At 70.6% G+C, this 12,827-nt stretch carries 11 protein-coding genes; 10 read left to right on the forward strand and 1 reads right to left on the reverse strand.

The genetic code is table 11. The features are described from left to right. Positions 1-102: 102 nt before the first annotated feature. The 10 genes from ACIO3P_RS23050 to ACIO3P_RS23095 all read left to right on the forward strand — a co-directional run bounded on the left by ACIO3P_RS23050 (position 103) and on the right by ACIO3P_RS23095 (position 11,360). On the forward strand, positions 103-1,317 hold the full coding sequence (locus tag ACIO3P_RS23050) for an FAD-dependent oxidoreductase (protein ID WP_401851868.1): 1,215 nt from the start codon (positions 103-105) through the stop codon (positions 1,315-1,317). Positions 1,318-1,429: 112 nt separating this feature from the next. Further along, positions 1,430-2,599: a nucleotide disphospho-sugar-binding domain-containing protein gene (locus ACIO3P_RS23055; RefSeq protein ID WP_329823283.1), complete on the forward strand. Its 1,170-nt coding sequence runs from the start codon at positions 1,430-1,432 to the stop codon at positions 2,597-2,599. After that, positions 2,596-3,378 carry a class I SAM-dependent methyltransferase gene (locus tag ACIO3P_RS23060; RefSeq protein ID WP_401851870.1) on the forward strand — a complete coding sequence of 261 codons (783 nt, stop codon included), beginning with the start codon at positions 2,596-2,598 and terminating at the stop codon, positions 3,376-3,378. Before ACIO3P_RS23055 ends, ACIO3P_RS23060 begins: the two co-directional genes overlap by 4 nt. Positions 3,379-3,458: 80 nt before the next feature. Next, on the forward strand, positions 3,459-4,577 hold the full coding sequence (locus ACIO3P_RS23065) for a DegT/DnrJ/EryC1/StrS family aminotransferase (RefSeq protein WP_329823279.1): 1,119 nt from the start codon (positions 3,459-3,461) through the stop codon (positions 4,575-4,577). A gap of 38 nt (positions 4,578-4,615) precedes the next feature. Continuing rightward, positions 4,616-5,944: an FAD-dependent oxidoreductase gene (locus tag ACIO3P_RS23070; protein ID WP_401789778.1), complete on the forward strand. Its 1,329-nt coding sequence runs from the start codon at positions 4,616-4,618 to the stop codon at positions 5,942-5,944. Positions 5,945-5,950: 6 nt separating this feature from the next. Further along, positions 5,951-7,147, forward strand: a complete 1,197-nt coding sequence (locus ACIO3P_RS23075; RefSeq protein WP_401851873.1) for a Glu/Leu/Phe/Val dehydrogenase dimerization domain-containing protein — start codon at positions 5,951-5,953, stop codon at positions 7,145-7,147. Further along, positions 7,122-7,985 (forward strand): HpcH/HpaI aldolase/citrate lyase family protein, encoded by an 864-nt coding sequence (locus tag ACIO3P_RS23080; RefSeq protein WP_401851875.1) that lies wholly within the window; start codon positions 7,122-7,124, stop codon positions 7,983-7,985. The genes ACIO3P_RS23075 and ACIO3P_RS23080 overlap by 26 nt, the downstream gene beginning before the upstream one ends. Positions 7,986-8,056: 71 nt before the next feature. Continuing rightward, complete coding sequence (locus ACIO3P_RS23085) at positions 8,057-9,607, forward strand: tryptophan halogenase family protein (protein ID WP_401851878.1); 1,551 nt, start codon at positions 8,057-8,059, stop codon at positions 9,605-9,607. A gap of 47 nt (positions 9,608-9,654) precedes the next feature. Then, complete coding sequence (locus tag ACIO3P_RS23090) at positions 9,655-10,173, forward strand: flavin reductase family protein (RefSeq protein WP_329823271.1); 519 nt, start codon at positions 9,655-9,657, stop codon at positions 10,171-10,173. Beyond that, positions 10,170-11,360 (forward strand): DegT/DnrJ/EryC1/StrS family aminotransferase, encoded by a 1,191-nt coding sequence (locus tag ACIO3P_RS23095; RefSeq protein ID WP_401851882.1) that lies wholly within the window; start codon positions 10,170-10,172, stop codon positions 11,358-11,360. Before ACIO3P_RS23090 ends, ACIO3P_RS23095 begins: the two co-directional genes overlap by 4 nt. Here the strand turns inward: ACIO3P_RS23095 and ACIO3P_RS23100 are convergent. Beyond that, on the reverse strand, positions 11,351-12,673 hold the full coding sequence (locus tag ACIO3P_RS23100; protein WP_401851885.1) for a glycosyltransferase: 1,323 nt from the start codon (positions 12,671-12,673) through the stop codon (positions 11,351-11,353). The genes ACIO3P_RS23095 and ACIO3P_RS23100 overlap by 10 nt on opposite strands. Positions 12,674-12,827: the final 154 nt, after the last annotated feature.

Consider the following 12,827-nt stretch of genomic DNA (forward strand, 5'->3'; position numbering starts at 1 on the left):
TCGCTTGAACGGAACGGGCAGCGGTAGATTCGCAACGTCTTCCGGCGGTACTTCCATTTGGTGAATCGTTCCGCGAGAGCTGAACACAGAATGTGGGGGAAAGTGGGAACCAGTACGACGACGTGCGCCATTGCCGGTGCCGGCCCGGCCGGACTGATGCTCGGAATGTTGCTGGCCAGGGCCGGGGTCAATACCGTTGTCCTGGAGAAGCACAGCGATTTCCTGCGCGACTTCCGTGGCGACACCGTGCATGCCTCGACGCTCCGGCTCATGGGAGAACTGGGGCTGCAGGAAGAATTCATGAAACTGGCTCACCAGCAGATCCACCGGCTGCAGGTGGTCACCGACGACGGGCCGTTCACTCTCGCCGACTTCCGCCGCCTTCCGGGCAAGTTCAAGCACATCACGTTCCTGCCGCAGTGGGACTTCCTGAGCTTCCTGGCCGAGGAGGCGAGCCGGTTCCCGAACTTCCGGCTGTACCGGGACAGCGAGGTCACCGGGGCGATCGAGGAGAACGGCCGGATCACCGGGCTGCGCTACCGCGACGCGACGGGGGAGCACGAACTGCGGGCCGACCTCACGGTGGCGGCCGACGGCCGGCGGTCGGCACTGCGCCAGGACGCGGGGCTGCGGCCCCGGGTCTTCGGCTCGGGCATGGACATCCTGTGGTTCCAGCTCTCGAAGAAGGAGGGCGATCCGGGCGGGATGGTGGGCCGGCTCTCCGACGGGAAGCTGCTCGTCCGGATCGAACGCCAGACGCACTGGCAGACCGCCTACACCGTCCGCAAGGGCGGATACGACGAGGTGAAGGCGCACGGCCTCGACCGGTTCCGCCGGACCCTGGCCGAACTCACCCCCTTCCTCGCTGACCGGGTGCACGAGGTGCGCACCTGGGACGACGTCAAGGCCCTGGACGTACAGATCGACCGCCTCCCGCGCTGGTGGCGTCCCGGGCTGCTCTGCCTCGGGGACGCGGCCCACACCATGTCGCCCATCATGGGCGTCGGGATCAACCTCGCGATCCAGGACGCCGTGGCCGCCGCCAACGTCCTCGCCGGACCGCTGGCCTCCGGGACGGTCACCGACCGCCACCTGGCGCGGGTCCAGAGGCGTCGTACACCGCCCACGGTGATGACCCAGCGGCTCCAGCGGTTCCTGCAGAGCCGGTTCCTGGAACCGTGGGTGCGCGGGGAGGGCAAGTCCACCACACCGGTGGTGCTGCGGATCCTCAAGCGTCTGCCCGTGCTCCAGGCCGGCCCGGCCCGCACGATCGGCATCGGCCTGCGCCCGGAACATCCTGCTCCGGAACTGCGGTGAGCGCTGCCGCCCCGCCGTGCCCGCCGACACCCAGTCACTTTCGTAACTTCCGTCCCTCTCGTTACTTCCCTTACGTCTGTTACATCTGCTACGTCCGAGGAGATGATGCGCCGTGCGCGTGTTGATGATGATCACCCCCGGTGCCGGTCACGCCTTTCCGATGGTGCCGCTCGGCTGGGCCCTGCAGATGGCCGGGCACGAGGTGCTCGTCGCCTCGGCCGGCCCCGGTCTGATGCTGGGCGAGGCGGGCGTACGGTGCGTCGACGTGGCCCCGGGCCTGTCCCTGACGCAGATGCAGGCCAAGCTCGCGCAGAACCACCCGGACGTGATCGCGCGGCTGAACAACGACTCGCTGGACCCCGACTACCACCAGACCATCGGCCTGGCGGTCTCGTCGGCGCTGCGCCTGCAGCCCACACTGGTCGAGAACATGATCCGTACGGCCGAGGAGTGGCAGCCGGACGTCATCGTCTACTCGCCCCTGCTGACCCCCGGCCTGATCGCCGCGGCCAAGCTCGGCATCCCCGCGGTGCGCAACGAGTTCGGCATGGTGCGTACCGACGACTCGCCGCAACTGATGCGTCACCTGCACAGCGACCTCTTCGAGGCGCACGGCGTGGAACTGCCCAAGACGCTGGCGACCATCGACATCACCCCGCCGAGCATGGGCGGGATCGAGCCCGGTGCCTGGCAGATGGGCGTCGTCCCCTTCAACGGCGGCGGTGTCTTCCCGCCCGGTGTCTACGACTACCTGGTGGAGGCCCGGCGCCACGGGACCCCGCGTATCGCCGTGACGTTCGGCAGCGGGCCGCCGCCGCAGGAGACCGAGCGCGTCGTACGGAACCTCATGGACGCGGCCGGACACATGGACGCCCAGTTCGTCCTGGCGGCGCCCACCATGGATCTGGAACCGTTCGGACCGCTGCCCGACAACATGATCTCGGTCGGCTGGGCGCCGCTGGTCTCGCTGATGGAGTGCAGCTCGCTGGTGATCCACCACGGAGGGCCCGGTTCCGCCTTCGCGGCCGTCATGAGCGGCATCCCCCAGATCATCCCCGCCTTCGGCGGCCTCGGCCGGCCGCTCATCATGGACGCGGTCGGGAACCGGGGGGTCGGCCTGACGGCGCCGCCCGAGGCGCTCGGCCGTGACCTGCTCGAAACGGTCCTCGCCGACGGGAAGATGAAGGCGGCCGTCCACGAGGTGCGCGAGGAGATCCGCGGCCTGCCCACCCCGTCCGACATCGTCGCCCGGATCGAGGACCTGGTGGAGACGTCCGGATGAGCGGAGACGTCCGGATGACGACCGCCCCGACGACCGAGTGGGGCCGCGCGCTGGCCGCGGCCCACACGATCTACGATGTCGCACCGCTGTACGAGGCGATCTACCTGGGCCGCGGCAAGGACTACGCGACCGAGGCGGCCACGGTCGTCGGCCTGGTCAAGGAGCGCAACCCGGGCGCCAGCGACCTGCTGGACGTGGGCTGCGGGCCGGGCACCCATCTGCACCACTTCGCCCGGGCCTTCGACCGGGTGGAGGGTGCCGACCTCGCCGAGCCCATGATCCGCCACGCGCGGCGGCGGCTGCCCGAAGTCCCCTTCCACCGGGCGGACATGCGCGACTTCGACCTCGGGCGCCGGTTCGACGCGGTGACCTGCCTCTTCAGCGCGGTCGGAAACATCCGCGGCGTCGACGAACTGCGGGCCACCCTGCGCTGCCTGCGTCGCCATCTCCGGCCCGGCGGAGTCCTGGTCGTCGAGCCGTGGTGGTTCCCCGACACCTTCGTCGACGGCCATGTCGGCGGTGACGTCGTCGAGTTCAAGGGAACCAGGCTGTCCCGGGTCTCGTACACGGTCGGAGAGGGCGACATCAGCCGGATGACCGTGCACTACGTGGTCGCCCGCACCGGTGAGGGCATCTGGCACTTCACCGACGAGCACGTCATGGCGCTGTTCCCCCGCGAGACGTACCTGACGGCGTTCCAGGAGGCCGGCCTGGACGCCGAACTCCTCGACCTGGGCAACGGCGGGCCGGGGGCGTTCGTCGGCACGCTCCCCGGCTGACCGCGGCCCCGCCGGAACCTCTTCTGTCCGAATTCCCTTATGGGTCCCCGTATGTGGCGAAGACGAGCTTGGAGTATCGGATGACGACCCTGGTGTGGTCCTACGAGGATGAGTACAACGCCGAACGCGACGACATTCTGGACGCGGTCGACTCGGTGTTCTCCTCGGGCCAGCTCATTCTCGGTCCCAGTGTTTCCGCGTTCGAAAAGGAGTTCGCGGGTTTCCACGGCGTACGCGACTGCGTCGGGGTCGACAACGGCACCAACGCGGTGAAACTCGCCCTGGAGGCGCTGGGCATCGGCCCGGGCGACGAGGTCATCACCGTCTCCAACACCGCCGCCCCGACCGTCGTGGCGATCGCCGGCACCGGCGCGACCCCGAAGTTCGTGGACATCGACCCGGCGACGTACCTGATGGACACCGCCCGCCTGGCCGACGCCGTGACGGAACGGACCCGCTGTGTCCTGCCGGTGCACCTGTACGGCCAGTGTGTGCCGATGGCGCCGGTCGTCGAAGTGGCCGAGGCACACGGCCTGGACATCGTGGAGGACTGCGCCCAGGCCCACGGAGCGCGCCAGCACGGCAGACTCGCCGGTACGACCGGTGCCGCCGCCGCCTTCTCCTTCTACCCGACGAAGGTTCTGGGCGCCTACGGCGACGGCGGCGCCACGCTCACCGACCGCGAGGACGTCGCGAAGAACCTGCGCCGCCTGCGCTACTACGGCATGGAGGAGCGCTACCACGTCGAGGCGCTCCCCGGCCACAACAGCCGGCTCGACGAGGTCCAGGCGGAGATCCTCCGGCGCAAGCTGCGGCGGCTGGAGGGGTACATCGCGGCCCGGCGCAGGGTGGCCGACCGCTACCGCGAGGGGCTCGCCGACACCGCTCTCGTCCTGCCGGAGACCGCGCCCGGCAACGACCACGTCCACTACCTCTACGTCGTCCGGCACCCGGCCCGCGACGCCGTCATCGACGGCCTGCGCGCCCACGGCATCCACCTCAACGTGAGTTACCCGTGGCCGGTGCACACGATGGCCGGCTTCGCGCACACCGAGGCCGCCGAGGTGTCCCTGCCGGTCACCGAACGGCTGGCCGGGGAGATCTTCTCCCTGCCCATGTACCCCTCGCTCGCCCCGGACCGGCAGGACCGGGTGATCGAGAGCCTGCGGAAGGTCCTGGCCACCGTCGGCGCGCTCTGAGCGCCGGAGACCCAGACAGGAGGACGGTGGTGATCCCGATGTCCGCGAGGACGAGCAGCGGTACGCCCGCCCCCAGGGCGGTGGTGGTGGGAGCGGGACCGGTCGGCTGTCTGGCCGCCCAGGTCCTCGCCCGGCACGGCTACACCGTCGACGTCCACGAGAAGCGTCCGCACTACACCGAGCACGGGCTGAGGTACGACGGCCGCACCATCAACCTGTCCCTGTCACCGAGGGGCATCGACGCCCTGGACGGGTTCTGCGACCGCGCGGCCCTGGACCGGCTCGTGGTGCCGATGGACCGCCGCGTACGCCACCGTCCCGACGGACGGGTGGACGCCGCCGGGTACGGGCGCGACGACTGGCGGAACCTGTCGATCGACCGCAACGACCTGAACCTGTTGCTGATGACGAGCGCCGACGCCGTTCCCGCGGTGCGCTTCACCTTCGGTACGGAGTGCACCGGCGTCGACCCCGTCACCCGCAGGGTCGCCCTCACCGACCGGCGGGGCCGCTCCTGGGAGGCGGAGTACGACCTGCTCGTCGGCGCCGACGGAACACACTCCGCGGTGCGCGACCGGCTCGCCGAACAGGGGCTGACGCACTGCCGGCAGCACCGGACCGGCGTCGAGTACCGGGAGATCACCCTGCGCCCCCCGGACGAGGACGGGGGCGGGGGCGGATACGGGGGCGGGGACGGGCGCATGACACCGCGCGCGATCCACGTCTGGCCCCGCGACGGGTTCTTCATGGTCGGCCTGCCCAGCCACGACGGCTCGCTGCGCTGCACGCTCGTCCTGCCGCGGGAGGGCTCCACTGGCTCCCCGGGCTCCCCGGGCTCCCCGGCCTTCGCCGACCTCATGACGGAGGAGGCCCTGCGCGCCTTCCTGCGCCGGCACTTCCCCGACGCGGCCGAGATCTTCCACCCGGCCGAGCCCGACCCGTCGAAGGTGCCGGTGACCCCCATCTCGGTGCTGACAACGGCCCCGGTGGTCCACGACGGCTCCGTCCTGCTGGTCGGCGACGCGGCGCACACCGTGGCGCCCTTCCTGGGCCAGGGCGTCAACCTCGGCCTGGAGGACTGCGCCGTACTCGCCCGGTCCCTGGCGCGCCTGCCGGGCGACCAGGCCGCCGCCCTCGACGCGTACCAGCGGGAACGCCTCCCCGAACACGAGGCCGCCGCCGCCCTCTCCCTGGCCAACTACGCCGAACTGAACGGCACGGGACCGCGGCCCGCCGGCCCGGACGCCGTCCCCCTTCCCACCCTGGTCAACTTCGTCAGCTCCACCTACCGGGAAGCACTCGACATCTACACACGCGACCGCCGCGTCCCCGTGGCGGCCCGGCCGTCACGGCCCAACGGAGGGTGACACGACGTGACCACGACTCACCAGCTCGCCAAGGTGTTCCACTGGCGGGACGACCGGACCGAGGCGGAGGGCTGGCTCGTCATCGACAGCCTCGTCGGCGGCGTCTCGGGCGGGGGCCTGTTCATGCACCCGGACGTCACGCTGTCGGAGGTGGCCGACCTGGCCTCCACCATGACGCTGAAGAACACCCTGCAACGCCCGCGGTTCGGCGGCGGCAAGGGCGGCATACGGTACGACCCCGCCTCCCCGGAGGCCGAGGGCGTGCTGCGCCGGTTCATGCTCGCGCACCGTGAGGTCATCGCGCGGGACTGGAGCACCGGGGCCGACCTCTACACCAGCAGGGACGTCATCGAGCGCATCGCACGCGAGGACCTCGCCCTGCCGACGGCCTTCGCCGCGATGGCCGCCACCCTGGCCCGGCACGCCGGCATCGCCTCCCAGGCCCCCGCCATGCCGCGGCGGCTGGCCCGGCCCTGGAACGAACACGCCACGGTCGACGACGCCGCCACCGGACACTCCGTCGCCGAGGCGATCCGGCTCTCCGCCGGGGGCACACCGCGCGTGGCCGTCCAGGGCTTCGGCAGCGTCGGTTCGAACGCGGCGTACTCGCTCACCTCGCGCGGCATCGGCCAGGTCACCGCCGTCTGCGAGAAGGACGGCTACCTCCTCGACCCCGACGGCATCGACATCCCCGAACTCCTGCGCCGCCGGGCCGGGCGGGCCGACCGGCCCGCCTTCGGCGACCTCGTCGGGGAGAACCCGCTCCCGGGCTGGAAGTGGGTGCCGCGTGGCGCCGGCCGCTCCGACGAGGCGCTGCTCACCGAGTTCGCCGCCGCGGCCGGCGCCGACGTCCTGACGCCCTGCGCGACCCGCTACGCCCTGACCGACGGGGTCCTGCGGGAGTTCGTGAACGGCGGCGGCCATGTGGTGGTCTGCGGCGCCAACAACGCCTTCGCCACGGCCGAGGTGAAAACACGCTGGATTCGGCAGGGCCTGACCATCGTCCCGGAATGGGTCTCCAATTCCGGCGCGGCGATCCTCTTCGCCGAACTGCTCAAGACGGAACAGGCCGACCGGGACACGCTGGAGTCGATCTTTTCGACGATCACCGAACGCATCGAGGAATTCCTGCACACCCACGGTCTGCACGTGGACAACCGAAAGAGGAAAAAGACTGATGCTGCGGAACAACAAGGCACTTGAGCTGATCCGGCGGGGAAGCCCGGCCGTGGGCACCTGGCTCCAACTGCACAGCGTGCCGGCGACCCGACTCCTGGTCGCGCAGGGCGCGTTCCGCTGGATGCTCGTGGACTTCGAGCACACGCCGGTCGACCACACGACCGCCAGCCACCTCTTCAGCACGGTCTCGGACCTGAGCGGCGGCGAGATCACCCCGGTCGCCCGGGTCGCGGCGGGCACCATCGACCACATCAAGCACGCGCTGGACGCGGGCGCCCAGGGTGTCATCGTGCCGATGGTGAACACCGCCCAGGAGGCCGAGGACGCCGTACGCCACGCCCGGTTCCCGCCCCGGGGCGAGCGCGGCGGCGGAGGCATGCACCCGCACATCGGGTTCGGTGTGAACGCCCCCGGCTACCTCGCCGAGGCCAACGACGAGATCCTCGTCGGCGTCCAGATCGAGACCGCCCAGGGCGTGGCGAACATCAAGGAGATCCTCGCCGTCGACGGCGTCGACCTGGTCTTCATCGGCCCGAACGACCTGCATCTCTCGCTGGGGCTCCCGGCGAGGTTCTGGAGCGCGGAACCGGCGTTCCTCGACGCCGTACGGACCGTGACCGACGCCTGCCGCGAGCACGGCGTTCCCTTCGGGACCCTGTGCCGGGACTCCGCCTCCGTCCGGGACCGTGTCGACGACGGGTTCACCTTCCTCGGACTCGCCAGTGATCTGCACTTCATGCTGACCCGGGCCGGCGAGGAATACGGCGCCCTCCACGACCTGGACGAACCCGCGAGCACCTGGTGCAACATGGTGAATCTCGATCGCCTGCCCGATTCACTGCGCGGCATTCCGCGCGCCTGAGAACCCGTCAATCACCTGCGGGGAACCGGCGTACTCAGAACCGTCAGGAAAACAAGAGAAAGGTGACGAGCATGCTCGACAAGGTAGTGATCGTGGGCGGCGGCACATCCGGCTGGATGAGCGCCAGTTATCTCAAGGCCGCGTTCGGCGACCGGATATCGGTGACCGTCGTGGAGTCCGACCGGGTGCCCACGATCGGCGTGGGCGAGGCCACGTTCAGCACGGTGCGCCACTTCTTCGAGTTCCTCGGTCTCAAGGAGACCGACTGGATGCCCGCCTGCAACGCCTCCTACAAGCTGGGCATCCGCTTCCAGGACTGGTCGGCCCCCGGAACGCACTTCTACCACCCCTTCGAGCGGCTGCGCGTCGTGGACGGCTTCCCCCTGACGGACTGGTGGCTGAAGCTGCGCCCGTCGGACCGGTTCGACGCCGACAACTTCGTGATGGCGGCGATGGGCGACTTCATGCGCTCGCCGCGCTACCTCGACGGCACCATCTTCGAGCGGTCCGAGAACGACCTCGGGCCCGGGTCCGCCGCCTTCCGGTCCACCCTGAGCGAGCAGGACACCCAGTTCCCGTACGCCTACCACTTCGACGCGGCGCTGCTCGCGAAGTACCTCACCGAGTACGGCGTCAGCCGTGGCGTACGGCACGTGGTGGACGACGTGGTCGACGTCCGGCTCGACGACCGGGGCTGGATCAAGACGGTGGCCACGCGCGACCACGGGGACCTGGAGGCCGACCTCTTCGTCGACTGCACCGGTTTCAAGGGGCTGTTGGTGAACGAGGCCCTTGAGGAGCCGTTCGTCTCCTATCAGGACACCCTGCCCAACGACCGGGCGGTGGCGCTGCGGGTCCCGGTGGACACGGCCGAGGTGGGCATGCCGCCGTACACCCGGGCCACCGCCCAGGAGGCCGGCTGGATCTGGACGATCCCGCTCTTCGACCGCGTCGGTACGGGCTACGTGTACGCGAGCGACTACTGCGGGCCGGAGGAGGCCGAGCGGACGCTGCGCGCGTTCGTGGGGCCCGCCGCGGAGGGGATGGAGGCGAACCACATCCGCATGCGGATCGGCCGCAGCCGCAACTCCTGGACGAAGAACTGCGTCGCCATCGGTCTGGCGAGCGGCTTCGTCGAGCCGCTGGAGTCGACCGGGATCTTCTTCATCCAGCACGGCATCGAGCAGTTGGTGAAGCATTTCCCGCAGCAGGACTGGTCGCCGCGGCTGCGCGACTCGTACAACCGCGCGGTGAACAACTGCCTCGACGGCGTACGGGAGTTCCTCGTGCTCCACTTCAAGGGCGCGGCGCGCGACGACAACGCGTACTGGCGGGACGCCAAGACCCGTGCGGTGCCCGACGGGCTGGCCGCGCGGCTGGAGCAGTGGCAGCACAAGACACCGGACGCCGAGAACATCTTCCCCCACTACCACGGCTTCGAGGCGTACTCGTACGTGGCGATGCTGATGGGCCTCCAGGGGATCCCGCTGCGCGCGCCCGGCGCGCTGGACCTGATGGATCCCACCGCCGCGGCCGAGGAGTTCGCGCGGGTGCGCGCCACGGCGGCCGAACTGGTCCGCAGCCTGCCGGGACAGTACGAGTACCTCGCCCAGATGCGCTGACGTCAGCACACGTCCGTACAACGGAAGGAAGACCTGGTGATGCCGGGATGATCGCGCACGACACCCCATCGGCGGCCACTCTCGCCCCCGGTGCGTTCCGCGAGTTGATGTCCGCGTATCCCACCGGTGTCACGGTGGTCACGGCCTTCGACGCGGCGAACCGGCCCTGGGGGATGACCTGTTCGTCCCTGTGCAGTGTCACCCTCGACCCGCCGACCCTCCTGGTGTGCCTCAGGAACGGCAGCCCGACCCTGGCCGCCGTGCTGGAGGCGGAACGCTTCTCGGTGAACCTGCTGGGCGACTCCGGCCGCCCGGTCGCCGAACTGTTCGCCTCCGGGGCGGCCGACCGGTTCGACCGGGTGCGCTGGGAGGGCGCGCCGGGCCGCGGCGGCCCGCATCTGCCCGAGGACGCCCACGCGGTGGCCGACTGCCGCCTGGCGAAGGCCGACACGGTCGGCGACCATACGGTGGTTTTCGGCCGGGTCGAGTGGTCGGCCATCTGGTCGCCGGCCCCGCGGCCCCTGATGTACGGGCTGCGTGACTATGCCGTCTGGCCGGCGGCATGACCGGCGGCGGGGGCGCCGTACGGACCAAACGGACCCGCGACGACCTGGCGTACTTCGGGGGTACGCCGGGCTTCGCCGAGGACATCCGGGTGGGGACGCCCAACGTACCGGCGAAGGACCGCTACCTGGAGCTGGTGAGCGAGGCGATCGACCGCCGCTGGCTCAGCAACCTCGGCCCGCTGGTGCGGCGGTTCGAGGAACTCACGGCGCGGCGGACCCTGCGCCGGCACAACACGGCGATGAACAACGCCACCACCGCGTTGCAGGTCGCCATGAAGGCGTGCGGGGTCACCGGCGAGGTGATCATGCCGTCGTTCACCTTCGTGGCGACCGCGCACGCGATGAGCTGGATCGGCCTCACACCGGTGTTCTGCGACATCGATCCAGTGACGGGCACCCTGGACCCCCGCTCGGTCGCCAAGGCGGTCAACTCCCGTACGGGCGCCGTCCTGGGCGTGCACCTCTGGGGCAATCTGTGCGACCTGGCAGGACTGGACGACGTCGCCCGTGGGGCGGGTGTGCCGCTCGTCCTCGACGCGGCCCAGGCTTTCGGCTGCCGGCCCCTGCGGCCGGGTCCCACCGGGACGGCGGAGGTGTTCAGCTTCCACGCCACGAAGGTCCTCAACTGCTTCGAGGGCGGGCTGGTCGCCACCGACTCCGCCGAGGTCCACGCCCGGGTCAGGTCGCTCCACAACTTCGGCTTCGACGAGGCGATGGAGGTGGCGGGGCCGGGCACGAACGCGAAGATGAACGAGTCGTCGGCGGCGATGGGCATCGCCTCCATCGAGCGCCTCGACGAGACGCTGAAGGCATACCGGGCGATCCACCTGCGGTACGAGGAGGGGCTGCGGGACGTGCCCGGCGTGACGCTGATGGCGGGCCCGGAAGGGCAGACCCATAACCACCAGTACGTCGTGGTCCAGGTGGACCCGGCGGTGGCGGGCCTCCACCGCGACCGGCTGTGCGACATTCTCGGCGCGGAGAACATCCACGCCAAGCGGTACTTCGCGCCGGGGTGCCACCGCATGCCGCCCTACCGGGCGGACGCGGTGCACACGCCGGTGGACCTGTCGGCGACCGGGACACTGACGGAGCGGGTGCTCGTTCTGCCCACCGGCCTGGCGGTCTCGCCGGGGGACGTCGACCGGATCTGCGACGTGATCGCGGCCGCCGTCCGCTACGGGTGACGGGGCGAGGGGTGGCCCGCCCGGTCCCGCGGGGCGGCGCCGGCCACCAGCTCCTCGATGAGCTCGGCGACCCGGCGGGGCCCGTCGAGCGCGCGGTACTCCTCGCCGAACCGCCGGGCGCGCTCGCGGTAGGCGGGCTCGGCGAGGACACGGCGCACCGCCGTGCGCAACCGGCGCTCCAGGTCGTCACCGGCCTTGAGATGCACGCCGGCCCCGGACCAGCCGACGTGCGCGCCGACCTCGTTCTTGTCCTCGGTCGCCGAGGCCACGACGAGCGGCACCCCGTTGGTCAGCGCCGCGGTCACACCGCCGTACCCGCCGTTGGTGACGAGCAGGTCCGCGTGCGGGAGGAGATGGTGGTACGGCACGAACCGTTCCACCCGTACGTTGTCAGGGAGCGGGCCCAGGTCGAGCTTCTCGGGCGGAACCCCGGTGGTGAGGACGACGAGGGCGTCGAGTCCGGACAGCGCGCGGATCGCGGGCCGCAGCAGACGCTCCGGCTCGTTGGCGACGGTGCCCTGCGTCACGTGCACCACCGTGCCGTACGCCGTGAGGTCGTCCCACCAGGGCGGCGGGTCGAACGCGTCGGTGACCGCGCCGGTGATGGGGCCGACGAACCGGGTCTGCGGAAGCAGATCGCCGCGCGGGTACTCGAAGGACGGGACCGTCCCCAGCAGATACAGCGACGGCATCCGGATGATGTTCTCGAACGCCCCGGCGTCCAGCGGCGCCAGACCCACCAGGGAGCGCGTACGGGTGGCCTCCCGGCGCAGTTCGCGCATGAGGACATGATCCGCCGTCCACTTCAGGACCCGGTTGCGCAGCCGCCCGAGGACGGTGGCGCTCGGCTTCAGTCCCATGCCGAACGGGGCGGTGTCCCGGCTGCTGAGCGTGTAGATCGAGGTGGCCATCCACACCAGCGGAACCCCCGTCAGCTCGCTGAGGAAGCCGCCCGCGTAGGTGGTCTCGTCGGTGACCACGACATCCGGCCGCACGTCCCGCGCCAGCGCCGAGAGGTCCCGTAGCTGGTCGGGGGCGGTTCCGAGGAAGACGTCCCGGAAGACCGCGGTCATCCCCCTGACGCCGGTCAGGCCGTTGTGCTCGGGGAACGCCTCCTCGTGCGTCAGTCCGCCGTAGTCGAACCCGGAGACGATCGGGGAGAACCGGGCACCGGTCCTTTCGACACGCTCCTGGAAGACCTTGCCGGTGTACCAGGTCACCGTGTTTCCGCGCCGTACGAGTTCCTTCACCAGATGCGCCATGACATTGACATGGCCCTCGGCCGGCGCGGTGGCCACGAGAACGTTCGCCAAGGCTCTGCCTCTCTCCTCGTCCGTGGTGGATACGGCGGAACGCTAGCCCAGCGGCGGGCTGTTCAGGCCGGGACGTGGGCCGCGCGCGGACGGCTGGTCAGCGTCCGGGCCGTGGACCGGCCGGTGTCCTGGCGGGTGTCCGACCGGCGCTCAT

It is taken from the genome of Streptomyces sp. NPDC087310 (genome assembly GCF_044744405.1).
GTDB lineage: Bacteria > Actinomycetota > Actinomycetes > Streptomycetales > Streptomycetaceae > Streptomyces.

What these genes read in the sequence shown, in the direction of transcription:
- ACIO3P_RS23070 (WP_401789778.1), top strand. Translation starts at nt 4,616, where the DNA reads ATGTCCGCGAGGACGAGCAGCGGTACGCCCGCCCCCAGGGCGGTGGTG.
- ACIO3P_RS23060 (WP_401851870.1), top strand. Translation starts at nt 2,596, where the DNA reads ATGAGCGGAGACGTCCGGATGACGACCGCCCCGACGACCGAGTGGGGC.
- ACIO3P_RS23065 (WP_329823279.1), top strand. Translation starts at nt 3,459, where the DNA reads ATGACGACCCTGGTGTGGTCCTACGAGGATGAGTACAACGCCGAACGC.
- ACIO3P_RS23095 (WP_401851882.1), top strand. Translation starts at nt 10,170, where the DNA reads ATGACCGGCGGCGGGGGCGCCGTACGGACCAAACGGACCCGCGACGAC.
- ACIO3P_RS23080 (WP_401851875.1), top strand. Translation starts at nt 7,122, where the DNA reads ATGCTGCGGAACAACAAGGCACTTGAGCTGATCCGGCGGGGAAGCCCG.
- ACIO3P_RS23085 (WP_401851878.1), top strand. Translation starts at nt 8,057, where the DNA reads ATGCTCGACAAGGTAGTGATCGTGGGCGGCGGCACATCCGGCTGGATG.
- ACIO3P_RS23090 (WP_329823271.1), top strand. Translation starts at nt 9,655, where the DNA reads ATGATCGCGCACGACACCCCATCGGCGGCCACTCTCGCCCCCGGTGCG.